Source organism: Aeromonas sp. MR19 (assembly GCF_963899305.1).
Taxonomy (GTDB): Bacteria; Pseudomonadota; Gammaproteobacteria; order Enterobacterales; family Aeromonadaceae; genus Aeromonas; species Aeromonas bestiarum.
On sequence record NZ_CAWQWZ010000050.1, the window covers coordinates 239,011 to 265,465 of the forward strand.

Annotated in this window: 28 protein-coding genes, 1 tRNA gene and 1 riboswitch; of the genes, 14 read left to right on the forward strand and 15 right to left on the reverse strand. The window is 57.1% G+C overall.

From position 1 onward, the window contains the following. Positions 1-244 precede the first annotated feature (244 nt). Complete coding sequence (locus AACQ95_RS18255; RefSeq protein WP_241279266.1) at positions 245-2,077, forward strand: retron Ec67 family RNA-directed DNA polymerase/endonuclease; 1,833 nt, start codon at positions 245-247, stop codon at positions 2,075-2,077. Between the two features lie 59 nt (positions 2,078-2,136). On the opposite strand, the gene AACQ95_RS18260 is transcribed toward AACQ95_RS18255, so the two are convergent. Then, entirely contained in the window at positions 2,137-2,703 is a 567-nt protein-coding gene (locus AACQ95_RS18260) for a YkgJ family cysteine cluster protein (protein WP_241279267.1), read from the reverse strand. Between the two features lie 327 nt (positions 2,704-3,030). Here AACQ95_RS18260 and AACQ95_RS18265 point away from each other — a divergent pair, with 327 nt between their 5' ends. Beyond that, positions 3,031-3,246, forward strand: coding sequence for a hypothetical protein (locus AACQ95_RS18265; protein ID WP_042873670.1), 216 nt, complete (start codon positions 3,031-3,033; stop codon positions 3,244-3,246). Between the two features lie 76 nt (positions 3,247-3,322). Here AACQ95_RS18265 and AACQ95_RS18270 read toward each other — a convergent pair whose 3' ends face one another. Next, on the reverse strand, positions 3,323-3,757 hold the full coding sequence (locus AACQ95_RS18270; protein ID WP_241279268.1) for a hypothetical protein: 435 nt from the start codon (positions 3,755-3,757) through the stop codon (positions 3,323-3,325). Next, on the reverse strand, positions 3,754-4,287 hold the full coding sequence (locus tag AACQ95_RS18275) for a DinB family protein (RefSeq protein WP_241279269.1): 534 nt from the start codon (positions 4,285-4,287) through the stop codon (positions 3,754-3,756). The genes AACQ95_RS18270 and AACQ95_RS18275 overlap by 4 nt, the downstream gene beginning before the upstream one ends. Positions 4,288-4,568: 281 nt before the next feature. Between AACQ95_RS18275 and AACQ95_RS18280 the strand changes: the two genes are divergently transcribed. The 3 genes from AACQ95_RS18280 to aqpZ all read left to right on the forward strand — a co-directional run bounded on the left by AACQ95_RS18280 (position 4,569) and on the right by aqpZ (position 7,310). Beyond that, entirely contained in the window at positions 4,569-5,492 is a 924-nt protein-coding gene (locus AACQ95_RS18280; protein ID WP_241279270.1) for a Gfo/Idh/MocA family protein, read from the forward strand. Between the two features lie 271 nt (positions 5,493-5,763). Next, positions 5,764-6,285: a crossover junction endodeoxyribonuclease RuvC gene (ruvC, locus tag AACQ95_RS18285; protein WP_043134627.1), complete on the forward strand. Its 522-nt coding sequence runs from the start codon at positions 5,764-5,766 to the stop codon at positions 6,283-6,285. A 338-nt stretch (positions 6,286-6,623) separates the two neighbouring features. Further along, on the forward strand, positions 6,624-7,310 hold the full coding sequence (gene aqpZ / locus AACQ95_RS18290) for an aquaporin Z (protein ID WP_098985203.1): 687 nt from the start codon (positions 6,624-6,626) through the stop codon (positions 7,308-7,310). 119 nt (positions 7,311-7,429) lie between these two features. Here aqpZ and AACQ95_RS18295 read toward each other — a convergent pair whose 3' ends face one another. The 3 genes from AACQ95_RS18295 to AACQ95_RS18305 all read right to left on the reverse strand — a co-directional run bounded on the left by AACQ95_RS18295 (position 7,430) and on the right by AACQ95_RS18305 (position 11,096). Then, on the reverse strand, positions 7,430-8,185 hold the full coding sequence (locus AACQ95_RS18295; RefSeq protein ID WP_241279285.1) for a lytic transglycosylase domain-containing protein: 756 nt from the start codon (positions 8,183-8,185) through the stop codon (positions 7,430-7,432). 156 nt (positions 8,186-8,341) lie between these two features. Next, a complete protein-coding gene (locus AACQ95_RS18300) occupies positions 8,342-9,739 on the reverse strand; it encodes an alpha-amylase family protein (protein ID WP_241279271.1) in 1,398 nt (465 codons plus the stop codon). Positions 9,740-9,932: 193 nt separating this feature from the next. Next, positions 9,933-11,096: a M23 family metallopeptidase gene (locus AACQ95_RS18305; RefSeq protein ID WP_241279272.1), complete on the reverse strand. Its 1,164-nt coding sequence runs from the start codon at positions 11,094-11,096 to the stop codon at positions 9,933-9,935. 476 nt (positions 11,097-11,572) lie between these two features. Here AACQ95_RS18305 and AACQ95_RS18310 point away from each other — a divergent pair, with 476 nt between their 5' ends. Beyond that, on the forward strand, positions 11,573-12,013 hold the full coding sequence (locus AACQ95_RS18310; protein ID WP_052449139.1) for a GNAT family N-acetyltransferase: 441 nt from the start codon (positions 11,573-11,575) through the stop codon (positions 12,011-12,013). 4 nt (positions 12,014-12,017) lie between these two features. On the opposite strand, the gene AACQ95_RS18315 is transcribed toward AACQ95_RS18310, so the two are convergent. After that, positions 12,018-12,560 (reverse strand): DUF1439 domain-containing protein, encoded by a 543-nt coding sequence (locus AACQ95_RS18315; protein ID WP_241279273.1) that lies wholly within the window; start codon positions 12,558-12,560, stop codon positions 12,018-12,020. A 97-nt stretch (positions 12,561-12,657) separates the two neighbouring features. On the opposite strand from AACQ95_RS18315, the gene cls reads away from it, so the two are divergent. Together cls and AACQ95_RS18325 are read left to right on the forward strand one after the other, a co-directional pair. Next, entirely contained in the window at positions 12,658-14,139 is a 1,482-nt protein-coding gene (gene cls, locus AACQ95_RS18320; protein WP_098984681.1) for a cardiolipin synthase, read from the forward strand. A gap of 95 nt (positions 14,140-14,234) precedes the next feature. Beyond that, entirely contained in the window at positions 14,235-15,497 is a 1,263-nt protein-coding gene (locus AACQ95_RS18325) for a DUF945 family protein (RefSeq protein ID WP_241279274.1), read from the forward strand. An 84-nt stretch (positions 15,498-15,581) separates the two neighbouring features. Here AACQ95_RS18325 and purU read toward each other — a convergent pair whose 3' ends face one another. Then, positions 15,582-16,418, reverse strand: coding sequence for a formyltetrahydrofolate deformylase (gene purU / locus AACQ95_RS18330; RefSeq protein WP_043134635.1), 837 nt, complete (start codon positions 16,416-16,418; stop codon positions 15,582-15,584). A gap of 209 nt (positions 16,419-16,627) precedes the next feature. Then, positions 16,628-16,781: riboswitch (FMN riboswitch) on the forward strand. A 105-nt stretch (positions 16,782-16,886) separates the two neighbouring features. Here purU and ribB point away from each other — a divergent pair. Beyond that, the gene (ribB, locus tag AACQ95_RS18335; RefSeq protein WP_241279275.1) at positions 16,887-17,540 is read left to right on the forward strand and encodes a 3,4-dihydroxy-2-butanone-4-phosphate synthase; all 654 of its coding nucleotides are present in this window, start codon (positions 16,887-16,889) and stop codon (positions 17,538-17,540) included. Positions 17,541-17,765: 225 nt separating this feature from the next. Next, positions 17,766-18,008 (forward strand): Lpp/OprI family alanine-zipper lipoprotein, encoded by a 243-nt coding sequence (locus AACQ95_RS18340; RefSeq protein WP_005334342.1) that lies wholly within the window; start codon positions 17,766-17,768, stop codon positions 18,006-18,008. Positions 18,009-18,149: 141 nt separating this feature from the next. On the opposite strand, the gene AACQ95_RS18345 is transcribed toward AACQ95_RS18340, so the two are convergent. Together AACQ95_RS18345 and AACQ95_RS18350 are read right to left on the reverse strand one after the other, a co-directional pair. Further along, positions 18,150-18,998 (reverse strand): tetratricopeptide repeat protein, encoded by an 849-nt coding sequence (locus AACQ95_RS18345; RefSeq protein WP_241279276.1) that lies wholly within the window; start codon positions 18,996-18,998, stop codon positions 18,150-18,152. Beyond that, positions 18,995-19,717 (reverse strand): 4'-phosphopantetheinyl transferase family protein, encoded by a 723-nt coding sequence (locus AACQ95_RS18350; protein WP_241279277.1) that lies wholly within the window; start codon positions 19,715-19,717, stop codon positions 18,995-18,997. Before AACQ95_RS18350 ends, AACQ95_RS18345 begins: the two co-directional genes overlap by 4 nt. Before the next feature lie 275 nt (positions 19,718-19,992). On the opposite strand from AACQ95_RS18350, the gene AACQ95_RS18355 reads away from it, so the two are divergent. The 3 genes from AACQ95_RS18355 to AACQ95_RS18365 all read left to right on the forward strand — a co-directional run bounded on the left by AACQ95_RS18355 (position 19,993) and on the right by AACQ95_RS18365 (position 22,575). Then, a complete protein-coding gene (locus AACQ95_RS18355; RefSeq protein WP_043554066.1) occupies positions 19,993-20,481 on the forward strand; it encodes a C40 family peptidase in 489 nt (162 codons plus the stop codon). 150 nt (positions 20,482-20,631) lie between these two features. Continuing rightward, positions 20,632-21,588, forward strand: a complete 957-nt coding sequence (gene rlmF, locus AACQ95_RS18360) for a 23S rRNA (adenine(1618)-N(6))-methyltransferase RlmF (RefSeq protein ID WP_241279278.1) — start codon at positions 20,632-20,634, stop codon at positions 21,586-21,588. A gap of 267 nt (positions 21,589-21,855) precedes the next feature. Beyond that, the gene (locus AACQ95_RS18365; protein ID WP_241279279.1) at positions 21,856-22,575 is read left to right on the forward strand and encodes a MaoC family dehydratase; all 720 of its coding nucleotides are present in this window, start codon (positions 21,856-21,858) and stop codon (positions 22,573-22,575) included. Positions 22,576-22,713: 138 nt separating this feature from the next. Here the strand turns inward: AACQ95_RS18365 and AACQ95_RS18370 are convergent, their stop codons facing one another. Both AACQ95_RS18370 and AACQ95_RS18375 read right to left on the reverse strand, forming a co-directional pair. Further along, positions 22,714-23,712, reverse strand: coding sequence for a DUF481 domain-containing protein (locus AACQ95_RS18370; RefSeq protein ID WP_241279280.1), 999 nt, complete (start codon positions 23,710-23,712; stop codon positions 22,714-22,716). 30 nt (positions 23,713-23,742) lie between these two features. After that, positions 23,743-24,660, reverse strand: coding sequence for a L,D-transpeptidase family protein (locus AACQ95_RS18375; protein WP_241279281.1), 918 nt, complete (start codon positions 24,658-24,660; stop codon positions 23,743-23,745). 429 nt (positions 24,661-25,089) lie between these two features. Here AACQ95_RS18375 and AACQ95_RS18380 point away from each other — a divergent pair. Continuing rightward, positions 25,090-25,179, forward strand: a tRNA-Ser gene (locus AACQ95_RS18380). A gap of 198 nt (positions 25,180-25,377) precedes the next feature. Here AACQ95_RS18380 and AACQ95_RS22625 read toward each other — a convergent pair. From AACQ95_RS22625 to AACQ95_RS18390, 3 genes are all read right to left on the reverse strand, one after another. Next, a complete protein-coding gene (locus tag AACQ95_RS22625) occupies positions 25,378-25,446 on the reverse strand; it encodes an SEC-C metal-binding domain-containing protein (protein WP_445290540.1) in 69 nt (22 codons plus the stop codon). 33 nt (positions 25,447-25,479) lie between these two features. Beyond that, on the reverse strand, positions 25,480-26,115 hold the full coding sequence (locus tag AACQ95_RS18385; RefSeq protein ID WP_339357914.1) for a hypothetical protein: 636 nt from the start codon (positions 26,113-26,115) through the stop codon (positions 25,480-25,482). Next, on the reverse strand, positions 26,088-26,455 hold a 368-nt coding region (locus tag AACQ95_RS18390), incomplete at its 5' end, for an IS3 family transposase (protein ID WP_241279282.1). The genes AACQ95_RS18390 and AACQ95_RS18385, both read right to left, overlap by 28 nt.

Sequence of the window (26,455 nt, forward strand, 5' to 3'; positions counted from 1 at the left end):
TGTGAACCAAAACATATAAATAAACGATATATAGCTCACATTTCGATTGTGTACTATTTGATAGATAAATTTAAAATAGGTAGGGTGAAAAAGGTTTATGGGCAGATATTGGATCGCGCTTCGCGATCAGTGAAAAAAACGTCCGAAAGGATTGCCCGAAGGTATCACGTTGTCAGACGCTCTCCGTAGTTCTTGTCACGTTTGCGTAGGAGTGCCCATAAACCACTTCTAAAGGTGATATCCTATGTCAAAGTTACAAGATCTGAAAAAAGCGACCACGAAACCTGACTTAGCTCATGTATTGGGCGTTAAGCCATCGGTTCTCACATATTGTTTATATGTATTAAAAACTGAGAATCAGTACACACAATTTAAAATACCTAAAAAAACTGGTGGTGAGCGAGTAATAAATGCACCAACGGGTAAATTAAAAACAATACAATCTTTATTATCTAACCTATTGCTTGATTGTTTAGATGAAATAAATCACAAAGCGTTTCCAAAATCGCAGTTAGCAAAGGAGACGGTAAAAAATGCTGAAGTGCTAAAAATTAAGTGTTCAACCGCATTAGTTAAGCAACCTGCTCTTTCTCATGGATTTGAAAGAAAACGCTCGATTATAACAAATGCGATGATGCACTTGGGGAAAAAGCAGGTATTTAATATTGATTTGGAAGATTTTTTTGGAAGTTTTAATTTCGGACGGGTTAGGGGGTTTTTCATAAAAAATAGAAATTTTGAACTACACCCTGAAATTGCAACCGTTATAGCTAAAATAGCTTGTCATAATGATGAATTACCTCAGGGGAGCCCTTGTTCCCCAGTAATAACTAATCTTATAACTCATGCTTTAGATATAAAACTGGCACGAATGGCATCAAAAAATTCTTGTATATACACAAGGTATGCTGATGATATGACTTTTTCTAGTAGAGAAAGTACATTATCAAAAAATATTGCTTATGAAGATGATAATATTTTTGTTGTGAGTAAAAAACTTAGAGCTGAGATAACTCGGTCTGGCTTTACTATTAATGATAAAAAAACACGAAATCAATATAAAGACTCAAGGCAAGAGGTAACTGGTTTAGTTGTAAATAAAAAGCCGAATACAAAAAATGAGTACTGGCGTACAGCCAGATCTCAATGTGATAGATTATTTAAAACAGGGGGGTTCACTGAACTAGTTAATGGTGAAGTGGTTCCAGGGAATATAAATAGACTTGAGGGGAGGCTAAATTTTATTGACCAAGTAGATCATTATAATAGGCTGCGGCAAAAGCTACCGTTGAATCCTATATACCAGACAAAAAAAGAAGTTTTAAAAAAAACTAATCAAGCTAAGTTGAGACGTTACCTCCATAGTGGAAGAGAAGATACGTTCAGTAAATTTTTGTTTTATCGCTTGTTTTATGCGAATGAGCTGCCAACTATTCTGACGGAGGGAAAGACAGACAACATATACTTAAAAGCAGCAATACAAATGCTAGCGAAAAACTTTCCTCGTCTAGCTACCGAAAAAACAGCTGTCTCACCATATAAACTATTACTACGTTTTGTCGAATATACAGAGCGAACCAAGTTTTTGTTAGAACTCCATGGTGGTGCTGACTATCTAAGAGATTTTGTTATCAATTATAAAAAACACTTTGAATACTATAAGGCCCCTAGGCCAGAAAATCCGGTGATCATTTTTGTAGATAATGATACAGGTCCAAATGATTTGATTAACTATGTAAATAAAATAGAAGGGATAACTATTTATCCCTCGTCTCAAAATGAAGTCAGAAAATCAGACTTCGTTCATGTCTTTTGCAATCTATATTTAGTTCTAACACCCAGAGATTCTAATGGTAATACAGATATAGAGCATTTCTTTACTAATAAAGATAGACTTAGGCAATATAAAGGAAGATGTTTCAATGTGGAGTCTAAAAGAGATGTCAAGAATGATTTAAGTAAGGATGCATTTGCAAACCATGTTGTACATGCTAATAAAGCCAGCATTGATTTTGATGGTTTTTCTGGAATGTTGGGGCAGATAGCGAAGGTAATAGAGCATTATGATTCGATTTAATAACTATTAAAGATGGTTAGTATTTAATATTTTTTAGTGCATCATTTCTCATTGTATTTTTATAGATTTCGGCTGAAAACTTGACGAATATCGTAGCTATCAAATGACAGGCTTTCCATTTTTATTAAATGAAATGCATTTTCGATCTCAGAGAAATTTAATAGTGGAAATGTTTCTGTATTACTTAATGTTGGTTCGCACCATTTATTTGTGCTTGTAAGTACGACATGTCGTCTACATACAAATGGTCTTGCTTCGTATATGGAGCAACAGCCATCATATAAAAAAGGACATGGTGTCCCATGAAAATTCTCTGCAGATGAAAATAATTTTTTCTTTCTTTTCTTAGTTTTTTTCTCAATGTATTCAATTTCAATATCCGATATTGAAACGGAATAATGGCAGCAAGCGGAGCATCCCTTCTTACATGGCGTATAGATTGACGCATATTCATAAATCTCCTTCATGAACATATATAGAGTTTCAAGTTTTTTTATTGGGCTTGTTTTGGCCTTATGAATTTGTTCTGCAATATTTTCTTCTTTTTTAGATAACCTACATGGTATGTTTTTAACTAATAATTTAAAATTATGCTTAGCAGCATTTTTTTCTGATTCTATGTCCATAGTTAGCCTTTTATGTGCCTGAATTTATATATCTCTAATGTGCAGAAAGTCAGCTGGACGTAGATACATACAGCTTCCAATATGCTCCCTTGACCAGTAACCCATCGCAGCTCAACAGGTTCTGGATGGCTATGGTAAGCCAAGCGAAGCAGGACCAGCGAGCACAAAACGGAGGTAACCATCAGAAAATCATCGTTTTTTGAACTGCGTCATCAAAGCGCTTAAGCAGGTGCGATAAAGGCGGGCAAGCAGGCGCGGCTTTGCTATCTTGTTTGGCCTATGGATAAGGGGGGCTGAATGGCCGGCTCCCTTGCACAGGAGCAATGAATAGCGGTGAAAGCCAAATCCAGAAGAGAGAAGGTGGGTAGCGGGCTGGGTCTGCTGCTCGGGATCCTTATTTTCAATCTGATTGCCTACCAGTTTGTTGAGACAAAAGCGCTCTCCGAGACAAACCGGATGATAGGGGCCATTGTCAGCGCCCTGCTCTGCTCAGAGCTGGGTGCCAGAGTGGGCAAGTGGCTGGATCGCAGAGAGCAATCTTAGCGGGATTTCCCGAGTCACCCGGCAAACGGCTGTCAACCTGGCCATGGGGCAGCAAAGCGTTCCGCTTTATCGCCCCTTATTGCCACACTTCCTGTCCTTTGCCATTGAGCAGGGTGTGAAACAGATAGTGATCGTCCCGGTCGTAATAGACGGTAAGGGTGTGCTGCTGGGTGTAATCCGCCGCCACGCCTGCTACCGTCATCGGTATCAGGATCAGCTCCCCCAGCCCCATTGTCACGGCGCTCGCCGTGGCCTGGCCATTGCCGTCAGCGCGCTTGTGGATCTTGCCGAGCACGGTAAAGCGATCGCAACCCTGCACATTATCCTCGGTCAGAAAGGTGGCCTGCTGGCAAAGCTGGGGCTCGCCCAGCTCGGCGCGAATGGTCGCGCGTGTCTCCCCCGGTGCCAGGGTGTTGCGAAAGCGCCCCGAGTAGTGATCGATGGCGGCGGCGCAGCCGCTTAGCAGCCCGATCAGCAGCAGCGGTGTTAGTCGTAAACAGGCGGGCATCATGGACGAGCCTCGTTATTCGCCGAGGGGGCATCACCCCGCCGCCCGGGTTCACTGCGATGCAGGAAGGTGGTCAGGGTATCGCGTGGCGGCGTGATGCCGCATTGCACCAGAATGCGCCCGATAGCCCCCCTGTGATAACCGCCGTGGGTCACCAGATGCAGCAGCATTTCCTCGCGGCTCATCTGCCCCCTGTCGCCATCGACAAAGCGAAACGAAAGCGAGGTTTCACCCTCTTGCGGGCTCAGCGCAGCGACGTAATCCACCAGCCAGTTATCCAGTGCCGTGACCGAGCTGCGCAGCGCCGCCAGGGTCGGCGTCTCCGGGGTATTGGTGGCACTGAAGCCGTGGGACTCCCCAAGCAGATTGGCCTTGAAGATGGCATCGACCACATGGATATGGTTGAAGATGCGCAGGGCCGTGTGGTGAGTCTCGCCATATTGCGCGGCATCCAGCGTGGCGATCGCATCCAGCAGCTCGCCATCGGCCCAACGCTTGTAGTGAAAGAGGGATTGCAGCGTCTTGTTGCTCATCGGTTCCTTGCCCCTATGTCTCCTTGAAGTGGGGCATGTTAGCCAAAATGGGTGCAATACGAAACCCGTTTTGCTGGCGATACATATGTGCCCACCTTGGCTATTGGCAGGGGGGAGTAAAGCCACTTCCGCCTGCTCCTCGCCCTTGCGAAAGGGGAGGCTGAGAGGGGGTGGGGCAGCCCGGGTTGCGGCAAGGCTGGATCTGCGGGGAAAATCCTGAGATGGTGCGGGCACTTAGCCGGTTATCCGCTTATCCAGTGATCGAGTGACAAGGAGTTCCCATGCGCATTGCCCTGATTGGCCTAGGTGATATCGCCCAGAAGGCCTATCTGCCGCTGCTCGCCAGCGACGAGCGGGTCACCCCGCTGCTCTGCACCCGGAGCCCATCTGTGCTGGGCAAGCTGGCCCGCCAGTACCGGATTGCCGAGTGCTTTACCGAGGTGGATGCGCTGCTCGCGAGCCGCCCGGACGCCGTGATGATCCACGCCGCCACTGCAGTGCACTTCGAACTGGCCCGCCAATGCCTGCAAGCGGGTATCCCCACCTTTGTGGACAAGCCGCTTTGCTTTGATTACGCCGAGGTGGAGGCGCTCGCCAATCTGGCCATGGCGCAGGATTGCCCGCTGTTTGTGGGCTTCAACCGCCGCTATCTGCCCGCCATGAGCGCTGCCCGGGCGCAGCCGCTTTCAGATAATCAGCCGCTTACCGAGATCCACTGGCAGAAACACAGACACGCACTGCCGGGGCTGCCGCGCCAATTCCTGTTCGACGACTGTATCCATGTGCTCGACAGCCTCTGCTTCTATGGCGGCGCTCCTACTGGGGATCTGCATGCTGTACTGAGGCGCAGTGCCCAGCAGCCTGAGCTGCTGGCCGGGGTGAGCGTCGCCTGGCAAAGCGGGCAGACGGCGGTGAGCGGCAGCATGAACCGCAGCGCCGGCATCACGGAGGAGCGCATCGACGCCTATGGCGACAACCTCTCTCTGCACCTTGAGAACTGCACCCGGGGCACGATTGCCCGAGACAAGACATTGCAGACCCTGGCACCGGACGACTGGCAGCCGGTGCTGGCCCAGCGGGGCTTCGTGGCTATGCTCGATCACTGGTTTTGGCAGATCGAGCTGGGCAAGGCCGATGGGGCACTCATCGAGAGCTATCTGCAGAGCCACCGACTGGCCGAGCGGCTGGTGGCGCTGGCGACCTGATCTTTTTCCTGCGCCTGTGGCGCCTGATTGGGCAGCCCGCACGGGTGAGGAAACAGGCAGACCACTGTACAAGATGGCGGATCCCTGCGCAGTCAGCCGGCGAGGGCGCCGCCGCGCGAGCCAAGCGGACGCTTGTTTGCTATCTTGGCGGCCATGAACTGCCTTCAGAGCAACAGAGTGTCATGAGCATTGTTTTGGGAATGGAGCCGGGCCACCGGCTCACGGGTGATGAGGCTGTGAGCCGCCCCCAGGCCAGCATGGCGAAGCGGCCATGAGCATTATTCTGGGGATAGACCCAGGTTCGCGCATCACAGGCTACGGCGTCATCCGCATAGTCGCAGGCAAGGCGGAGTATCTGGGGTCGGGCTGCATCCGCACCGATTTGGGCGAGCTGCCGTCACGCCTCAAGCAGGTGTATGACGGGGTGAGCGAGATCATCACCCAGTTCAAGCCGGACGAGTTCGCCATAGAGCGGGTCTTTATGGCGCGCAATGCCGATTCGGCCTTGAAGCTGGGTCAGGCTCGCGGCAGCGCCATAGTCGCGGCGGTCAATGCCCTGCTGCCGGTGAGCGAATACTCGGCAACCCAGATCAAGCAGGCTGTGGTGGGCACGGGCGGCGCGGCCAAGGAGCAGGTGCAGCACATGGTGACCCATCTGCTCAAGCTGTCGGCCACGCCCCAGGCGGATGCGGCGGATGCGCTTGGGGTGGCACTCTGCCACTTCCATACCCGCCAGAGCCTGATCAAGATGGCGGGGCGGGCCACCAGCTCGGTGCGCGGCCGCTATCGCTGAACCCTGCCGACGCTGACTGCGTCTGAGGAGCAGTGTGAGAGGAGGGCGCCCGGGCGCCCTCCTCGTTTATTCGTTGCGGCTGGGTCCTCAGGTGCTCGCCATCCTGTTGTTAAAAGCCTCAACAGAGTCACAAGTTGTCGTACCAGATGGCGGGACGCCATTCGGGACTGACGACAATCCTCTTGATGAATCAATCACTTGTGACCTTGATCACACTTTCCTGGCAAGACAGGTTCACTTCGCCTCGTCATGTCACGCTCCCATAATGTGGCGCCGTTTAAGAACGGCGACCTCATGAGCCCAGGCTCATGTTCCATCCATCATTGGGAGAGTTGAGAGTGAAACCTTTTGCAGCTGAGTTTATGGGCACCTTCTGGCTGGTGCTGGGGGGTTGTGGCAGCGCAGTGCTGGCCGCCGCCTTCCCGAACGTGGGAATCGGCCTGCTGGGCGTGGCGCTGGCGTTCGGTCTGACTGTGCTGACCATGGCCTATGCCATAGGCCATATTTCGGGCTGTCACCTGAACCCGGCCGTGACCGTCGGGCTTTGGGCCGGTGGCCGTTTCCCGGCGTCCGGTGTGCTGCCCTACATAGTCGCTCAGGTATTGGGCGGGATTGCGGCAGCGGCCGTGCTCTATGTGATCGCCAGCGGTCAGGCCGGGTTTGACTTAAGCGCCGGTTTTGCCTCCAACGGCTATGGCGAGCACTCGCCGGGCGGTTACAGCCTGCTGGCAGCCCTGGTGTGTGAAGTGGTGATGACCGGTTTCTTCCTGTTCGTCATCATGGGCGCCACCGACAGCCGGGCCCCGGCCGGTTTTGCCCCCATCGCCATCGGTCTGTGCCTGACGCTCATTCACCTCATCAGCATTCCGGTGACCAATACCTCGGTCAACCCGGCGCGCAGCACTGGGGTTGCCCTGTTCGTGGGTGACTGGGCCCTCGGCCAGCTGTGGCTGTTCTGGGTTGCTCCGATCGTCGGTGCCATTCTGGGTGCATTGGCCTATCGCGCGATCGCCCCTAAAGCGTGATCCGTGACGAAAAAGTGTGGTATCGACACGCCCCCGGGCGTGTTTTTTCGTTTCAGGGGGCGCAAAAACGGGCCACGAGGGCCCGGCTGGTTGCGTTGCTGGGTGAAAGAGGGAAGGTCTTACAACCCTTTGGCGCTCAACATGTCCTTGTAGCGCTGGCGCAACAGCTGCACCCGCTCCACATAGGCGCGGGTCTCGGCATAGGGGGGTATGCCCCCATGTTTTTGCACCGCACCGGCTCCGGCGTTGTAGGCCGCGGTCGCCAGCGCCACGTTGCCGCCATATTGCTTGAGCAGGCCTGCCAGGTATTTCACCCCGCCAAAGATATTCTGCTCGGCCATCAGGGCATCGCCGACCCCCAGCTCGCGCGCCGTGGCCGGCATCAGCTGGGTCAGCCCCATGGCCCCCTTGCGGGAGACCGCCAGCGGGTTGAAAGCGGATTCGGCGTGGATCAGCGCCCGGATGAGCGCGGGCTCCACCTGATAGGCCTTGGCCGCCGCCTGTATCGTGCTGGCGTAGTCGTAGAGGAAGAGGTCGGTGGTGCGCCAGTTGACCTTGGAAGCCGGGTCGCAGGCGTAGCAGTCGTTGAACAGCAGCAGCTCGTAGTGGCCCTGCTCCGGCATCATGTCGGAGTAGCGGATCACGCCGTTTTTCTGTACCGATTTGTAGACCTGGATCTGGCGCGTGCCGGGCGGCAGGCTGGCGGTCAGCCGGGTGGGTTCGGGCAGTGCGCTGGGCGCGGGCATTGGCTTGGGCGCCGCAAGAGGAACTGAGAGGGGGGCCTGCGCCTCTGTGGTCAGGATCACCACCTCGGCCGGCGGGGGAGTCTGGCTCCAGCCGGGCGGGGAAAACAGCGGGATCAATCCCATCAACATCCATGCTTTCAACGGCTTGCTCCCTTAGCCTCGTTAGCCTTGTTGAGTAAAGCATCATGGCGCTGGCAGAACAAGCTGCCGATGAGCGCAGCGCCCGAAATAAGCCGGCAAATAAAGAGGGGCCGCACTGTGGCGGCCCCGTCCGGTGTCTCTTCCTTATTCCTGCAGCCAGAGCCGGGCACTGCGGGCGGGGATGGCGACCCGTACCCACTGGCTCTGCACATTGATCAGGGCGTTGCTGTCGAGCACGTCCCGGTAGTTGCGATACCAGTTCATCTCGAATTTGGCGGTATCGAGCCAGTACTCCTGCTCGTAGTCACACTTGTTGATGCCGACCAGCCCCAGCTTGCCGCGTTTGAACAGCACGAAGCAGTCGCCGCTGCCGACCAGCTGCATCGGCTGGCCCTGCACCGTATTGTGGAAGCGGATCATCCCCTTGAGGTCGCTGCGCTGGTAATAATCCTGCCAGCGCAGCCCGTCCTTGGCCTGGGTCTCGCCGTGATCGGAATAGACCAGGGGCGAGCCGCCATCGCGGCCGAGCAGATAGGCATAGGCCAGCTTCTCGTCGGTCTGGTTCAGGATCTGGTAGCGAAAGCCGTCGTTGGTGGGAATGTCGTGGGTGATGGCGAAGGTGACAGCCCGGCTGCCCGGCAGGGCCTGACCGTAGGCACCCGGATCCGCCAGCAGGTTCATGCTGCCGCCATAACCCAACGCCCCGCGCAGGGAGGCAAACAGCGGGAAGTCATAGGCCCCCTGACCGCTGCTGTCGAGATAGGGTTTGAGGAAGCGTTCGTAATCCGTGCTGCCGGCGCCCCCCGTGGTGATCACCTCGCCAAACACCTGCACGCCCTGTTTGATCTCGGGGGTGAACACGGCATTGATCTGGTAATCGCTCATGTGCTTGACCGCATCGACCCGAAAGCCCTTGATCCCCATCCCCTTGAGCGCCTTGAGATAGGCCTGTTGCTGGCTCACCACCCAGTTGTTGGGGTCGAGATCCGGCAGCCCCTTGTCACCGGCGCCGCCGCACAGGCGCCAGTACTGGACGTGGCCCGGATCGCTCCAGTCGGTGATGCAGCCTTCGGGGTGAAAATCCGATCCCGCCAGCAAGTTCTGGCCCAGATCGCCGAACAGCTTCTGGCGCTCGAAGTAGGCGGGGTTGGCCGCATACTGGCCGAGCAGTTCGCTGCCGGGGTAGTTGAGATCGCTGCGCTTCCAGCTCTCGTTGGCCATGTGGTTGAGCACCACGTCCGCATAGACGGCTATGCCCCGCGCCTGCATGGCGGCGATCAGCTGCTCGAGATCCTGCTTGTTGCCAAGGGGGGTATCGATGAGACGCAGATCCTGCGGTTGATAGCGTGCCCACCACTCGTTGCCCGACGACTTGAGGGGCGGCGAGATGAGCACCTGTTTGTAGCCGGCGGCCTTGATGAGATCGGCCTTGGCGGTGACTTCACTGTATTTCCAGTTGAAGGCGTGCAGTATGACGTCGGCTTGCGCCAGAGGGGCGATCAGCATGCCTGCGATCACCCAGATTCCCGCTGTTTTTTTCATTATTGTCAGTCCTTGTTTGGGTGCCCATGTGGGCACCCAGAGCCTCACATCCGCCCGCCGGGCCGGCAATCTCCTTTTGACTGTTTTGTGAGCATTTTCAAAGGGGAGTATGCGGATCTGTGACGGCTTGCATAAAACCGTCTAGCCCCCGTCATTACTGACTTTTCCATCACTTCAGCGGCTGACCGGCAACTCAGTCGAGGCCGTTGTTGTAGAGCGGCTGCCAGGCACAGAAACGCTGGCCGTTGCGGCTGTTTTGCAGCCAGAAACGGTTGCAGTTGTCGTCGTAGTTGCTGGCGCCGACGTTGACGGCATAGCTGCTCAGGCGCTGCCCCTGCAGGGACTGGAACACCCCGTTGTAGAGCAGGGAGAAGTGCAGGTGCGGACCTGTGGAGGCGCCGCCCTCGCACAGCGCCTCGTTGCGGTTGCTGGCATAGGTGCCTATGGGGGTGTCGGCGGCCACGTAGTCGCCGCTGCGTACCGAGATGCCGCTCATGTGGTAGTAGTTGGTGGCCCAGCCGTTGGGGGCTGTGACTCGTACCTGGCAGCGGGAGAAGACGGTGACTGTGCCGCTGTTGGCGGCGGTGACCGTGTAGGTGGCGCCGCCCCAGCCTGGCCAGTCGTAGGAGACGTCGATGGAGGAGTAGGGGTAGCCCGAGCCGCTATGGGAGTGGGCGCCGTTCACCTTCCAGCTGTAGCCCTGGCGCCAGGGCAGCTGAAACTGGCCACCGACCAGCCGGGCTGGCGGCCTTGCAGCAGGGGGCTTGGGCGAGATCATGGCCTCCTTGCCAAACAGGGTCTGCCACTGCTCGCTCAACTGCTGCCGCTCGTGCGGGCCAAGCAGGCTGGCCAGGGCGGCCTGGTGCGCGGCAAGCGGGGGCAGGGCGGGGGCGCTGCGCTGGCTCAGCCGCAACTGGGCCTGGGCCTGATAGAAGCGCTCGGAGAGCTGGCGCGCCATCAGCTCGATCTGGTTGTCAAAGCCCCTGGCCTTGACCAGCTTGGTGAACGGCGCCGCCATGGCCTGTTCCGAGGGAGCCGAGATGAGCTGGCTGCTCGCCTCCATCAGGGCCAGCAGCAGCTGGGGGTTGAGGCTGGTGATGCCGCTCCAGTGCAGGATCACCTCCTCCTTGGGCAGCAGGTGGGGCGCCTGTTGCAGCAGGAAGTCGTGCAGATCGAACGCCATAGCCGCCTCGCCAAACACGAAGTGGGCCTCATCCAGCGGCACAGTGACGGCGTCGCTGGCGATGAGCTGCTGCCGGCTGAAGTGGTAGGGAGCAAGCGGAGTGTGGATGTCGCCGGCCCAGCTGGCGGTGGGGAGCAAGGCCAGCATCAGCAGTGAAGGTATGGGTCTGAACATGGTATCTCCTTGGCAAAGTGGTGAAGGTGTCAGCGTGGGAGTGATCCCGCTCAGGCAACGACAGCGCGATGCTATGCCAAGGTTTCACCATAGGGTGACAGGCCGGAATTGCTATTCGAATGAGGCTTTTTGTTGCAGTGGATGACCCGTGTCAATTGTTAACAAATGTTTACATAAATAATTTCTGATGCTAAATCAGCCACTTGTTAACGAGTGAGTGAGGCCTGGTCGTAAAATCCGGCGGATCGAGCAAGCAGTGCCCGTGCGGGGGATAGCGTGATAGGATTGCCCCTGGTTTCTGCGGCCGGTTGCCTGTTGAAAAGTGAACAAGCAGGGGCTGTTATTGGCTTTTTTGTTACTAAAAGGCGTGATATCTTGCTGGTTAATCTGGTCGGATCTCTTGCCGATCTGCAACTGAATATTGAGGGCTGGGCCGAGTGGCCAAGGATGGAACGGGTGTGATTAGCAAGCGGGCGATGGAGCTCACCTTCGAAGAGTACTGTGATGCGGATCTTTCCCTGATCAGGGACTACTACGAAACCACTTTCTCCCATTACGTGCCGGATCTGGCCGAGCGTATCTTCGTGGTGCGCGACGCTCACTGGCTGGTGGGCGCCGTGCGTCTACGCGACGAACAGGATTATTACCACCTGTGCGGCTTTCGCCTGCTGCCCCATTACCAGTCGCTGGGACTGGGCTCCCGTCTGTTGCAGCACGCCTGCAACGATCTGCTGGACAAGCCGGTGGTGTGCCAGGCATTGCCGTTCGAGAAGCCGTTTTACCTCAAGGCCGGTTTTGCCGACCTGCCCCTGCACGAGCTGGATGGCCCGCTCTTCTCCCTCTATGACCAGCAGCGCGAACAGGGTTACCAGATCGAGCTGCTGGTGCGTCAGACCAAGGCCCCCGTCTACAACTGACGGTTCACTGGGGCTTGGTCAGCAGGTGGATCTTGCCCGGTGACAGCTCAAGCCCCAGCAGATTTTCTTTCAGCCAGGCCTGGTTCGGATCCTTGTCGTTGAGGCGATAGATAGGCTGGGTTTCCAGCCGTTTCTCCATGCTCTGCAGCAGCATGCCGAGCATGAAGCCGAACTTCTGCTGCGCCGCTTCCGGCTCCAGCTTGTACTCAATCAATTTCATGTTGTCGAGGAAGAGGGCGCTCTGGGCCTTGTCATAGCGCGGCCTAGCCTCGTAGGTCATGTTCAGGCGCGCGTCGTATTCGGTCTGATCCGGCAGGGCGATTTTCAGCTTGCCCTTGCCATAGACGCGGGCGGTATCCGGGCTCTGGCGCCCGATCTGGACGTCGCTCTGCTCGAGCTGCACATGGGCCTTGATGATGCCGGGCAGCTCCAGCTGTTTGTTCACTTGTACCTGGGATTGCAGGTACTGGTTTATCTGTTGCTCATTGATGTCATATGAGCCTTGGCCTAGCATGGCCAGACTCAGCAGCATAGATTGCAGGATCATGCTAACGACCTGATAGAATGGGTGTGTTTTACAGCATACCATCCTGGCCCCGTGGGATCTGCCCACCGCATGTCACTCTGGTGTACAAGGAGTTCTCTTGATCAATGGCTTGGAGCACGACATCCAGCTGCTGTTTTCCCAGTTCCTCGGCTGGTTGCTGCTGCTATTTCACACCGTGATCGTGACGGGGGTCTCCCTGCGGGTGGTGATGAAACGGCGTCCCATTGGCGTCTCGCTGGCCTGGCTGGCCCTCATCTATGCCATCCCGTTTGCCGGGGTCGGTTTCTACGTGCTGTTTGGCGAGATCCGGCTCGGCCGGCGTCGCGCCGAACGGGCCCAGGCCATGTACCGCCCTTACGCCATCTGGATCCGCCAGCTGGCCCGCCTCTTCCCCCAGCACTGCTGCGAGGTGGGGGAGAAGGCCCAGCCGCTGCACGATCTGATCCAGAGCCGGCTGGCCATGCCCATGCTCTCCGGCAACCGGATGACGCTGCTGAGCAGGCCGGAATCCATCTTGCGCGAGATAGTGCGCGACATCCGCCAATCCTCCCAGTCCTGCTATCTGGAGTTCTACATCTGGCACCCGGGTGGCGATGCCGACGAGGTGTGCGAAGCGCTGATGGAGGTAGCGGCGCGCGGCGTGGATTGTCGTCTGCTGCTCGATTCCATGGGCAGCAAGGCCTTCTTCCGCTCGTCCTGGCCGAAGCAGTTGCGCAAGGCTGGGGTCAAGCTGGTGGAGGTGCTGCCGGTCGGCGCCTGGCGCATCCCGTTCCAGCGCCAGGACTTGCGCATGCACCGCAAGCTGGTGGTGATCGACGACAGGGTCGGTTACACCGGCTCCATGAACATGGTGGATCCCCGCTTCTTCAAGCAGAACGCCGGGGTCGGCCAGTGGGTCGACATCATGATCCGGGTACAGGGGCCCATGGTGCCGCTGATGTGGTCCATCTTCGTCTGGGATTGGGAGATGGAGACCGGCGAGCGGCTGCTCGACAGCCTGCAGCACGAGCCTGAGGCCTGGCCCCAGAGCAACTATCGGGCCCAGCTCATTCCGTCCGGCCCCTTCGTCGGCGGTGACTGCATCCAGCAGAGCCTGCTGCTGGCCATCTATCAGGCCCGTCACCATCTGGTGCTGACCACCCCCTATTTCGTGCCGGACGATCCGCTGGCTGCGGCGCTCTCCTCGGCGGCGGCGCGCGGGGTGCAGGTGCAACTGGTGTTGCCGGCGCGCAACGACTCCCTGATGGCCAATCATGCCTGCAACGCCTTCATGGAGGAGCTGCTGGAGGCCGGGGTCGAGGTCTACCGCTACGATGCCGGTCTGCTGCACACCAAGAGCGTGCTGGTGGATGACGACTTTGCGCTGGTGGGCACGGTGAACCTGGACAGACGCAGCCTATGGCTCAACTTCGAGGTGACCCTGCTCATCGACAACCCGGTGTTTGTCGCCGAGATGACCCAGCTGGTGCAGGGCTACATGATAGAGGCGACCCCCATGTCGCTGGCCAAGTGGCGCGCCCGCCCCTGGTACAAGAAGGTGACGGAGAACATCTTCTATCTGTTCAGCCCCTTGCTGTGACATCACTTAATTGCGGCCGACGCCGAATTGGACTTGCCTAGCCCCGATATGGCCCCGTAGAGTGCGGCAATGAGCCTTTGGAGAATCATATAAAGATGAAGAAGCGAGTAGCGCTGGCCGTCGGTGCGGCCCTGGTAGTGGGTGGACTGGGTGCCTGCTGGCACACGGGCAATACGTTCGATCGCATCATGGCCGAGCAGATTGCCAAGGTGAAGCAGGAGAGCGGCGTCGAGCTGACCTGGCTGCCGGGTGCCAGCAACCTGTTCACCCGCGATGGCGTGCTGAAGGTGGTGGTCACGCCGCAGACCCTGGCCAGCCTGGATGGTCAGCTGGAAGGGAGTGAGCCGGTCGAGGCGCAGTTCATCGTCAACAGCCGCATCCTGCCGCTCTATATCAAGAGCAACATGCTGCTCGACACCAAACAGGGTTCGCTGGCCCCTGTGTTCAGCGCGCTCAAGCTGGAGCAGTGGCAATTTGGCATAGAGTCGGTCAGCAGCCTCTGGACCGCCAGCAACAGCAGCCGCTTCTGGGCCAACGAATTCAAGGTCAACCAGGGGCTCAACGAGTTCAGCTTCCTGCCGATGAAGGGCGACTATCACGGCGATCTGGAAGGCAATGGTCACGTCACCTTCCATTGGCAGGGCATGACGCTGCACGAAGAGCAGAGCAAGATGGACATGGTGCTGGCCGAACTCAAGGGGAGCGCCGACATGGCCGAGATCAGCGGTATCTGGCTCTCGCCTCGCAGCGACATGACCCTCTCGGCGCTGTCGGTGCAACTGCCTGACAGCGTCAAGGTGTCACTGCAGGGGCTGACCACGGAAACCCAGCTGGCAGGGGACGATGCCCAGACCCTCTCCAGCAGCTATCAGATGAAGGTGAACACCCTCAATCTGGAGAACGAGACCGACAACCTGGCGCTGACCCAGAGCAAGCTGGCCCTGAATCTCAAAGGACTGGATCTGGAAGGCTATCAGGCGCTGCAGGCCGCCGGCGGGCAAGGGGTGGAAGATCAAGCCATCCAGCAGGCACTGGACAAGCTGCTCCAGCGCGGCGCGACCCTGGAGCTGGTGGACTTGAGCGCCCAGCTCAATGGCGAGCCCGTCTCCATGAAGGGAGACGTCAAGCTGGCGGCCACCTCGCTCGAGCAGCTGTTCAACAGTGAAGAGGGGATGCACGCCCTGTCCGGCCTGCTGCACGCCAACCTCAGCGGCAAGCTGGGCAAGGCAGTGCCGCAACTGGCCCCCATGCTGGAGCAGTTTGCCGCCATGGGCTACCTCAAGGCGGACAAGGCCCAGCTGACCGCCGAGCTCAAGCTCGACAAGGGTGCCATGACCATCAATGGTCTGCCGCTGTAAGCCGAGTGCAACAACAGGCAGTGCAGAAACAACAAAGGCTCCCGTGGGAGCCTTTGTTGTTTCTGGCGTGGCGCCAGAGGCAGGTTACTTGAACACCACAGTCTTGTTGCCGTAGACGAACACCCGCTCGTTGAGCACCAGCTCCAGCGCGCGGCTCAGCACGGATTTCTCCACGTCGCGACCGGCCCTGGCCATGTCGTCGGCACTGAAGGCGTGGCCGACATGGATCACGTCCTGCTCGACGATGGGGCCCTCATCCAGATCGTCGGTGACGAAGTGGGCGGTGGCGCCGATCAGCTTGACCCCGCGATCGAACGCCTGGCGGTAGGGACGGGCACCGATGAAGGCCGGCAGGAAGGAGTGGTGTATGTTGAGGATCTTGCGCGGATAGGCCTCGACGAAGCTCGGCGTCAGCACCCGCATGTACTTGGCCAGGATCACGTAGTCGGGCTGATAGCCGTCTATGATGGCGCGTACCTGCTCTTCGTGCTCGGTGCGGCTCAGATCCTCGTGGCTGACGGTGTGGAACGGGATGTCGAACTTGCCCGTCAATTCTGCGAGCGTGTCGTAGTTGCCGATCACCGCCACTATGTCCATGTCCAGCGCGCCGGCGTAGTTCTTCATCAGGATGTCGCCGAGGCAGTGAGTCTCCTTGGTCACCAGGATGACGATGCGCTTCTTGCCGGCCTTGACCAGACGGCGCTGGGCACCGGCGGGCAGGGCATCATCCAGATCCGCCAGCAGGGTCTCGTCGTTGAAACGTCCCTCCAGCTCGGTGCGCATGAAGAAGCGGCCGTTTTCGTGATCCACGAACTCGTCGTTCTTGTTGATGTTGAGCTGGTGCTTGTAGCAGATGTTGGTGATCTTGGCGATGAGGCCCTTGGCGTCCGGACAGTCCGTCAGCAGTATTTTCTTTTCCATCTCTGTCATGATTCCGTTTGTGGTGTTGGCGCCTGAGTCTGCGCAGGCTGCGCGTTTTTTCAGGCACTATGCCATAAACAAAATCAGAAAAGACAGTGCGCCGTGCGTGCGTGAGCCAAGTTGCTGGCGGCGGGTACCGGTCGGTTCCATATTCATCTTTGATGGGTTTTGGGCTGGTATCCTGCGTTTTTTTTCTTTAGGCTGTCTGCGCTTATTCTCAGGGCGGGGTGAAATTCCCCACCGGCGGTATCCCGATCTGACTCGGGGAGCCCGCGAGCGCCCGACCTTGCAACCAGGTCGGGGTCAGCAGATCCGGTGAGATGCCGGAGCCGACGGTCACAGTCCGGATGAAAGAGGATAAGACAGATATTGCAGGCATGGCCCCCCTTGGGCTGGCCGCTGCATACCTATCTCTGTCTGCCTTTCCATGCCCTGATTCTGGTCCTTGTCTTGTTTAGGAGTCTTACCATGAATCAGTCTCTACTCAGTGAATTCGGTGATCCCCTTGCGCGCGTCGAAGCGGCGTTGGCGGCCCTGCGGGCCGGTCGTGGCGTATTGGTGGCCGACGATGAAGATCGGGAAAACGAAGGCGACCTCATCTTCGCCGCCGAGTCCATGACCAATGAACAGATGGCCATGATGATCCGCGAGTGCTCCGGCATCGTCTGCCTCTGTCTGACCGACGAGCGGGTGCGCCAGCTGGCGTTGCCCATGATGGTGGAGGCGAACTCCAGCCACTATCAGACCGCCTTCACCGTCACCATAGAGGCGGCGCAAGGGGTGACCACGGGCGTGTCGGCGGCCGATCGCGTCACCACTATTCGTGCGGCCATCGCCAATGGTGCCAAACCGTCCGATCTGCATCGCCCCGGCCATGTCTTTCCGTTGCGGGCTCGTACCGGCGGTGTGCTGACGCGCCGCGGCCATACCGAAGCCACGGTCGATCTGATGCAGCTGGCTGGCCTCAAACCGTTTGGGGTCTTGTGTGAACTGACCAAGGAAGATGGCTCCATGGCTCGTCTGCCGGACCTGATTGCCTTCGGTCGCCTGCATCAGATGCCTGTGCTGACCATCGAAGATCTGGTGCAATATCGTCAATTGCTGTCAGAACGTTCAGCCTGAGCCTCATACGAAATTGTAATAAGCCCAAAATTTGGTTACGCTCTGTGCGAACCTCATCCAGAGGCACTCATTTTTGCTTAAAGTTTGCACATAAAGTGTGCAACTAAAAAAAAATGAGGGTTTTAATGCATTTATCTGTGATGGGGCCTATCCAAAGTATGATTCTTTTGTGCCATAATCACGCCGCTTGCTAAACGTCTGGCGAGTTAAAGGGAGCTTTTAAAAATGAAAAAATTGTTGTTGGTAGGTGTTGTTGGTCTGTCCGCTCTGCTGGGCGGTTGTGCAAACACCAGCGAACTGGAAACCTCCGTTCAGAATCTGTCTAACAAAGTTGACCAACTGGCTCAAGATGTTAGCGCAGTTCGTGCTGATCAATCCAAGATCGCTGCTGATGTTGCAGAAGCCAAGCAAGAAGCTATGCGTGCTAACCAGCGCATCGACAACATGGCTACTTCCTACAAGAAGTAATCCATGCGAAAAAATGGCGCATTCATGCGCCATTTTTTTTTGCCTGAAATTCGTCAATTCCCCGCTTTCCGCCCCTGAAATCCACCTCGGCAAGGCAATGCCGATCCCTCGGCATCACCCCGTCTTTCATTCCCGCATCGATCAGTAGAGCAGGCTGTAGAGCTTGCGACGGTAGCTCTGTGCCGCCGGGTTGCTTCCCATTGTGGTCAGAATGTCCAGATAGGTCTTCTTGGCATCGCCAAAAGCCAGGTCGCGCTTGAGGATGGTGAACAGCAAGGCCAGCGCCTCTTCCTGTCGACCCGCCTGGTTGTATTGCACCGCCAGCTCCTGGGTCAGGGTGAAATTGTCAGGATCCTGCTCGTGACGCGCTTCCAGCGCCCGCAGTTCCGGGCTGTCTGCGGCCTGCAGTGCCAGCGCCAGCCGGGAGCTCAGGGTCTGATAGTGGTCATCCTGCGCGATCATGGGGATCTTGCCGAGCCGCTCCTGCGCTTCGTCCAGCAGATTGAGATCCAGCGCCGCCTGAATGAGCCACAGGCTGATGTCGTGGCGCTCCGGAGCCAGCTGGTGAGCCTTGGTGAGATGGGCATAGGCCACATCCGCCTGACCGTCTGCCAGCGCCTGCTGCGCCTGCTCGAACAGCAGTTCCTCCTCCTTGGGAGCGAAGGCGGCAAAATAGTGGCGCAGGGTGGCTTCGTCCTGCGGCCCTTCCAGAATGGCCTGCTCGTCCGGGCGACCCTGATGGAAGAGTACCAGGGCGGGCAGGGCACGCAGGCCGAGCTGGCTGGCCAGCGGTTGCAGCTGCGGATCGTTCATGTCGACCCTGGCCAGGGTCACCTGGGGGTTGGCCGGGCCAACCAGTGACTCCACCAGCGGGGTCATGCCCTGACACTCTGGCATCTGGGGGGCGTGGAAATAGATGACGACCGGCTTTTTCATGGAAGCATCGATCAGTGCGGCTTGGAAATTCTGGGGATTGATGTCGACGATCATGAGGCTGACTCTTGGAAAATGGTGTGAGTTAACATGGGGTTGATGGGGGCGGATTTCAAGTTGTCATCCAGCAGCCAGCCGTTGACGGCCAGGGTCGGGGCGGCGAGGCTGAGCCAGCCGCTGCCCAGGGGCCAGTCCTGCACCCGGTAATCGTGCTCATCGAGCCGGTTGTCGAGCCGCCACGCCTGCTGCGGCACAAAGCATACCTTGTCGAGCCCGGCGGCAATGCCGGCACCGTGGGCTTTCAACACCGCCTCCTTGCGTGACCAGAGCCGATAGAAGGCGCTTTCCTGCTCTTCTGCGGGCAGGGCGGCGAGCCACTCGTACTCGCTGGTTGCATAGAAGCGTCTCGCCAGCGGCAGGGTCTGGCGGCGACGCTGGCCCAGCTCTATATCCACCCCAAGCGGCCCCTTGGCACAGAGTGCGATCACCAGCCAGTCGCCGCTGTGGCTGAGGTTGAACTGCCAGCGCTGGTCGCTCAGCTCGGGTTTGCCGTGGGGATTGGTGCAAAACAGCAGCTCGCTGGCCTGGCATTGCAGGCGATCGGCCAGCAGGCGCCTGAGCAGCACACGGCTGATCAGGAACTCCTGGCGGCGTCCCGGATGGTGGATCTCCTGCCACTGTTGCCGCTCTGTCGGGGAGAGTGCGTCCGGCAGCAGAGCCAACTGGTCGGCGCTGATATTTGCCGGTTTTAACAAATAGAGATCCACGGAGATCATAATTTTTCACTTTAAAAGAGGGATGAAACAGCGATAAAAGTCAGTTTGATCGAGCAAGGACGGTCGCTTTCGAGATTGTATATTGTTTGGGCATGATCACATTAATCATGAAAAATACTGCATTTCCTTGCAAAAATGTGATGTCGATAGGGATTTTCGCTTGCCTCGATAGAATTCTTGGATATAGTCGGGTGCTGTTGCCTTATAAATTGCCCTTCTGGGCCGTATTTTAACAAGTTTTACTATTTTGCGGGGATAAAGGATTGCGCCACCTGATGCTACTGCTGGTCGCGCTCGGAATGGTGGGTTGTGCCTCGGCACCCCAGCCCGAGGTCGCGAGCAAGATTGAAGTTTCCATGATGGAACCCATTATTGAACCGGAAGCTTCGCAAACACCCGATGTGAATGAAATCCTGACAGTATATAAAGAGTGGCGTGGCGTCCCGTACCGCATGGGAGGCAGCAGCCAGCGAGGCATAGATTGTTCCGCCTTTGCCCGTGAAGTGTTCCGCAATGCCGTCGGTGTCGAGTTACCCCGTGACACCCGCTCCCAAGTCCATGAAGGCACTCGTGTTTCCAAGCAAGATCTGGTCGAGGGTGACCTGGTGTTCTTCAAGATCAATCGTCGTCTCAATCATGTCGGTATCTACGTGGGCAATGGTGAATTTATCCACGCCTCGACCCGTGCCGGGGTGACGCGCTCCAAGCTGGATAGCTCCTATTGGCGCAGCAAGTTCTGGCAAGCACGCCGGATCGACATCTGAGTCAGGCTGGACAAACGGCTCGCAGTACGGACTGTTTTTCCAACCTCACTTGAACCGGGCTCCTGAAGCCCGGTTTTTTGTGCCCGCAATTTAGACTTTCCGAGGCCAAATCACTATAGTGTGGGCCCGTTTTCCCTCGGCAGGCCCAGCATGAAGACCCACTCCGACCGCAAATCCGGATTGCATCCACGCAATCGCCATCAGGCCCCCTATGATTTCGATGCGCTCTGCCAGCGCACCCCCGAGCTGCGGCCCTTGGTATTCGTCAACGAGCACGGTACCCAGACCCTGGATTTTGCCGATCCTGCCGCCGTCAAGGCGCTGAACAAGGCCTTGCTGGCACTGCACTACGGCATTGCGCACTGGGATCTGCCGGCGGGTTATCTCTGCCCGCCTATCCCGGGACGGGTGGACTACCTGCACAGGGTGGCGGATCTGCTGGCCGAGAGTGCGGGACGCGTACCGACCGGCAAGGGGGTACGAGTGCTGGACATAGGCGTGGGGGCGAACTGCATCTACCCGCTGCTGGGCGCGCGCGAATATGGCTGGCGCTTCGTCGGATCCGATATCGATCCTGTCTCGGTCAAGGCGGCGAACCTGCTGGCCAGGAGCAACGGGCTGGGCGGACAGGTCGAGTGCCGCCATCAGGGCAATGCCAAGCACATCTTTCGCGGCATCATAAGCCCGCAGGAGCGCTTTGCCCTGACGCTGTGCAACCCCCCGTTCCATGGCTCGCTCGAAGAGGCGAGCAAGGGCAGCGAGCGCAAGCTGCGCAATCTCGGCAAAGCCGTGAAGGGGGCGCCCGTGCTCAATTTCGGCGGCCAGAAGGCCGAGCTCTGGTGTGAGGGGGGTGAGGCCGCGTTTCTCGCCGCCATGATCGTCCAGAGCAAGGAGTTCGCCAGCCAGTGCCTCTGGTTCAGTTCGCTGGTCTCAAAAAAAGAGAACCTGCCGGCCGCGAAGAAGGCGTTGACCCAGGTCGGGGCCCGTCAGGTGCGGGTGATCGACATGGCGCAGGGCAACAAGACAAGCCGGATCCTGGCCTGGTGTTTTCTGGATGAGATCGCCTGCGGGCAGTGGTGGCAACCGGCGCAGCGTGACGACGTCTGACGGGCCAGGCAGGGTATAGACAGAGGCACTCGGATGGCATTCCCCCCGTTTCGGCCCCTGTCTGTGCTGCGCCCATGGCCGCCTGCCGCTGGCCACGGCAATCGTTTTTCCCCTTGTGCCATCAGGCTTGCAGCCGACAGGTTAGTGACCACTTCTACCCGTGGTACAGCTGTACGCTGAGATTTTTTTGCACTTGCAGTTGAAACTTTCATAAAATAGGACTGGTTAGACCTCTTTACAGGCTTTGAATCGAATAGGGATCGGTAGATGAAAGTTGTCGATTTTCTGAAGCGCAAGCGCGAAATTCTGGCGCAGCACCCCTTTGAGCTCAAGGATTGGCTCTCTCCGGCGATCCGCGACTACTGGCGTGAGTTTCAGCAAAAGGCACACCTCCACCCTCTGCTGGGTCGTGTGCTGGACCTGCAAGCTGACAGCCAGTCCGTGCAGCGGCAAGCGGGCTCGGCACAGGTTGCCAACGGCCAGCCTCTGCAGGCTGATGAGCCGGCGGTTGAGCTCAATGGTGAGGCTGCGGCCCTGTTTGCCACTCTGCAGCCCAGCATAGGCGCCGAGACCCACGTGGGTGAATGGCTGCTGGTGAGCCAGCAGATGATCAATGAGTTTGCCGCCGTGACCGGCGACAACCAGTGGATCCACACCAACCCTGAGCGTGCCACTGCCGAGTCGCCGTTCAAGACCACCATAGCCCATGGTTTTCTGACCCTGGCGCTGCTGCCACGGCTGACGGGCAGCATCAACGAGGCGACGCCCGAGTTTCCGAACGCCCGCATGGTGGTGAACTTCGGGCTGGACCAGGTGCGTTTCCCGTATCCCATCAAGGTGGACAGCAACATTCGCGCGCGCACCAAGCTGCTGCGGGTGACCCCCATCAAGGGCGGTCTTGAGCTGCTCAAGGAGATCAAGGTCGAGATCGAAGGCATTCGTCGTCCCGGCTGCGTCATTGAATCGGTCACCCGGATCTACTTCTGATGTCGTGACGGCCGTCACCCTGTGGCATGAATCGCATTGAAACAAAACAGGCTCACCTCGGTGAGCCTGTTTTGTTTATGGCGTTATGGTGCTTGTTTGTGGCTCAGTCATTCGCCCGTGCATGGCTTGCCCTGCTGACTAGAAGCTGGCCCCCAGGCTTATCAGATGACGCCACTCTTTGTCTGATAAGGGGGTCTGAACGCCTTGATAGTCCAATCTGGAGTCTTCCCAATCGAGCTCGCTCGACCAGGAGAGGCGCAGGTGATCGTTGAAGTAGTAGCGCATCCCTAGGCTACCTTTTACGGCCTGCTCCCGGGTGATGTAGGGTGAGGGCTGGTCCAGATAGCGCTTGTAGGTGCCTTTGCTGAACAGCTCCAGTTGCTCCGACCAGAGCGCAACGGGTTGGCGGTAGTCCCAACCAAGGCCCATCAGGGGATAGTTGATGATCCTGTCGTTGAAAATATCGGGGATGATGAAGTCGTCCCAATAACCCGGCCGGAAGTAGGAACGCTCCAGTCCGGCCTGGCTGATCAGCTCCAGCCGTCGCCGCTTGTCGTTCCAGAACCGGTAACCAGGTCCGGTCACATAGCCCATATCCATGTATTCGGGGTCCAGCATCTGGTATTCATAGTCGATGGAGGAGCGCACGAACCAGTTCTGGTCGAAGAAGAAGTCCAGCATGGGCTTGAGCCGATACTCATGGCTGTTGGTGACGTTGTTGGCCGTCTCGTAGATGTACTCCCCATCCAGCGTATAGCGCCAGTCGAGGTTGGCCACTTCGGTAGAGGCCTTCAGATTGACGTTGTTGGTCTGCTTGTCGTTGTGTTTCAGCTTCACGTTCAGGTCGCTGCTGCCGGTCCACAGCCAGGCTTTCTTGTCATCCGGCGTGAGGGCGAGCAGGGTAATGCCGGTCTTCACCGTCGGTCTTGGCTTGTCCTGCTTCTCGATACGCCAGCGTTTGACCGCCTTGCGCTTGACCGTCACCGGCGAGCTGTAGGGCAGTGCTATGCGTACCTGTTCATTCGTGATCTCCTCTATGGTGCCGGTCAGCCGGTCACCGTTGTCCATCCAGAGGATGTCGGCCAGCGCCATCGGGCTGAGCAACAGGGAGAGCAAGCACCAGAAGCGGTATCTCATGGAAAGTCCTTCATGAACACAGGGTTGCCGTTAGCCGCTGACGGGGTGTGGAATGCCGTTCTTATTGTTCAGCACGGCAGCGACCTTGTCACCGTGGATCTCGGGCATGGCGATAAAGGTTTCCACCTCGGGTGAGAGGATCAGGGGGGCGCCCTGCTCCAGCTCCAGTTCGGTGCGAGAGAGGGGGGAGTGGACCTCCAGCCAGTGGCGGCCATCGGGCTCGCTGGCGGTCTTGACCGGCTGGTTGATCACCCGTACCTGAGTGCCGAGGGGAACTATGTTGAACAGGGCCTCGATATCATCGGGGCGCAGGCGAATACAGCCAGCGCTGACCCGCAGGCCGACGCCAAACTCCTTGTTGGTGCCGTGAATGAGGTAGTCCTGCTTGCCGTAACCGAGGCGCATGGCGAACTTGCCGAGGGGATTGTCCGGGCCTGGCGGTACCACCGCGGGCAGGGTGATCCCCTTCTGCTCCAGCCAGGATTTGCGCACCATGGGGCCGGGTACCCAGGTCGGGTTGGGGTTCTTGGCGATCACGGTCGTGGTCATCTCAGGGGTTTCCCGCCCTATGTCGCCAATGCCGATAGGCAAGACGATCACCTCATTTTTTCCCTTGGGGAAGTAGTAGAGACGCAGTTCGGGCAGGTTGATGACAATGCCTTCTCTTGGCACATCCGGCAGCAGCATCTGGGTCGGCAGGGTCAAGCGGGTGCCCGGTTTTGGTAAATAGGGGTCAACCCCGGGATTTGCCTCGAGCAGTGCCAAAAAACCAATCTGGGTGTGCTTGCCGATCAGTTCAAGGTGTTCGTCCGGCTGGACTATGTAGTCCTCCAGCTCGCCAATCAAACGGCTGCCTGCCGGTGGCAGGGGATAGGTCGTGGCCCAGGTTGGCGCGCTCCAGAGGCTGGCTGTCATCAGCAGCAGTGAGACGATTCGTGCATTGAACATGGTACTTCCTGTCAAATGGCGTGAGGGCCGGTCACTGCCCGCCCTGAAAAAAGAGGTGAAATTGTTAACCAATCCACTCCTGATTACCAGCCCGCCCCACAAGGGCTACAGAGGAGTCTCGCTTCGAAGAAAGCCCCTTTTGACGACTTCCCACACCTTTTTAGTACAGTACCGGATAACCTTGGATGAACGCTGCCCGTGATGGGACATACCGCAACCCGCAGGCAGGCCTGTTGCAGGGGGGGTATCACAGTCGCCAGGCTGCCTATGGGGCTGGATCTTGGACTCTGCGCCAAAGGGTCGTCGACGTGCCATGTGCAGGCCCACGGTAAAAACTGTGTTCCCTGCCTGTTTTATAGGCAGTCGTTTGATCTTTAAAGAGATTCAGGTTGATTTACCAGACCGGGTTCGGTAAGAATGAAGCCCCGTGGAGAGATGCCGGAGTGGCCGAACGGGATTGACTCGAAATCAATTGTGGTAGCAATACCACCCAGGGTTCGAATCCCTGTCTCTCCGCCACATACCAGGCTCAACCTATTGATTAGGTTGGGTTTTTTCATTTTGTTATTTTCTTGGTATGCCATCCAGTATGCCATTAGGTGTTGGCTGCCCTACTTCTTGATAGCACTCCTTTGGACAGGTCATTGCCACGGCTCCCTTCAAGTTACCCATAGCAAGAGAGGGCCATTAGCCCTCTCTTGCTATCTATTTTGTTGGTCAGTGCAAACAGCATTGTTTGTATTTCTTGCCGCTGCCACAGGGGCCTAAGTGAGCCAACTTGGTCACTTCCTAGACCACTGAATTGCTACACCGCAGTCATTACGGCGCTTCTTTTGCCAAGCGTTGCATGTTGAGCGAGCTCGTCGTCAATCCCGCCCGGTTAAAGCGGTATCGCATATAAGCCGATATATCTTCCTCGTGTGACGACACGATGAGCTGGCAATGGTTGAGCTCACAGCGGAGTAGGTCGGTCAGTGAAGCGATATTAACCTCGTCCAGAGATTGTGACGGGTCATCAATGAGGATGAGCGGGATGTCTGCATAGACCTTGTTGAGTGACAAGAAGAAGGCAAGGCTAAGGGCTGATACCTGGCCCGTGCTCATGGACATCACCGCGTCATGGTCGGACTTTTCTGCCGTCAGGAACCGCAGTTGCTTACCGTCCCGGCTATCTAGAAATAGCCCAAGACCGCGCTGGTAGTTCTGGATGAGTCGTCCACTGTAGATGTGGAAAATGAGTTCAATTTCCGAGATGGTTTGGTCAGCATACCTTTGTTCTGCTTTCTTCAAAGTCGTATGCAGCTTGTTGACCTTATCTTTAGCTTTGCCAGCAGCATCGTTCTCGCGTTGGATTTTTTGGAGGTCTTCTAGGCATTTTTGAAGCCTGATGCTCTGCGCTTCATTGGCCTTGAATCGCCCCGGCTTCTCTAGACACTTTTGAGCCGTTCGAAATATTGCTTTTCACACTCTACTGGCGATAGCCCATTGTTGAAACTGTGCCGGCGCTTGGGGTTGTAAAACATTTCAATGTAATCGAACACATCCTGTCGGGCTTCCTCGCGATCCGCATAGGTTCTACGTCGGATCCGCTCGCGTTTGAGGAGCTGGAAGAAACTCTCCGCCACCGCGTTATCATGGCAATTGCCGCGCCTGCTCATGCTGGCCTTAAGCTGGTTTTCCCGCAAAAAATCCTGCCAGTCATAGCTGCTAAACTGGCTCCCTTGGTCGGAATGAACCAGCACTTCTTGTTCGGGTCGCCGTCGCCACACCGCCATCAGTAACGCACTGATGGCCA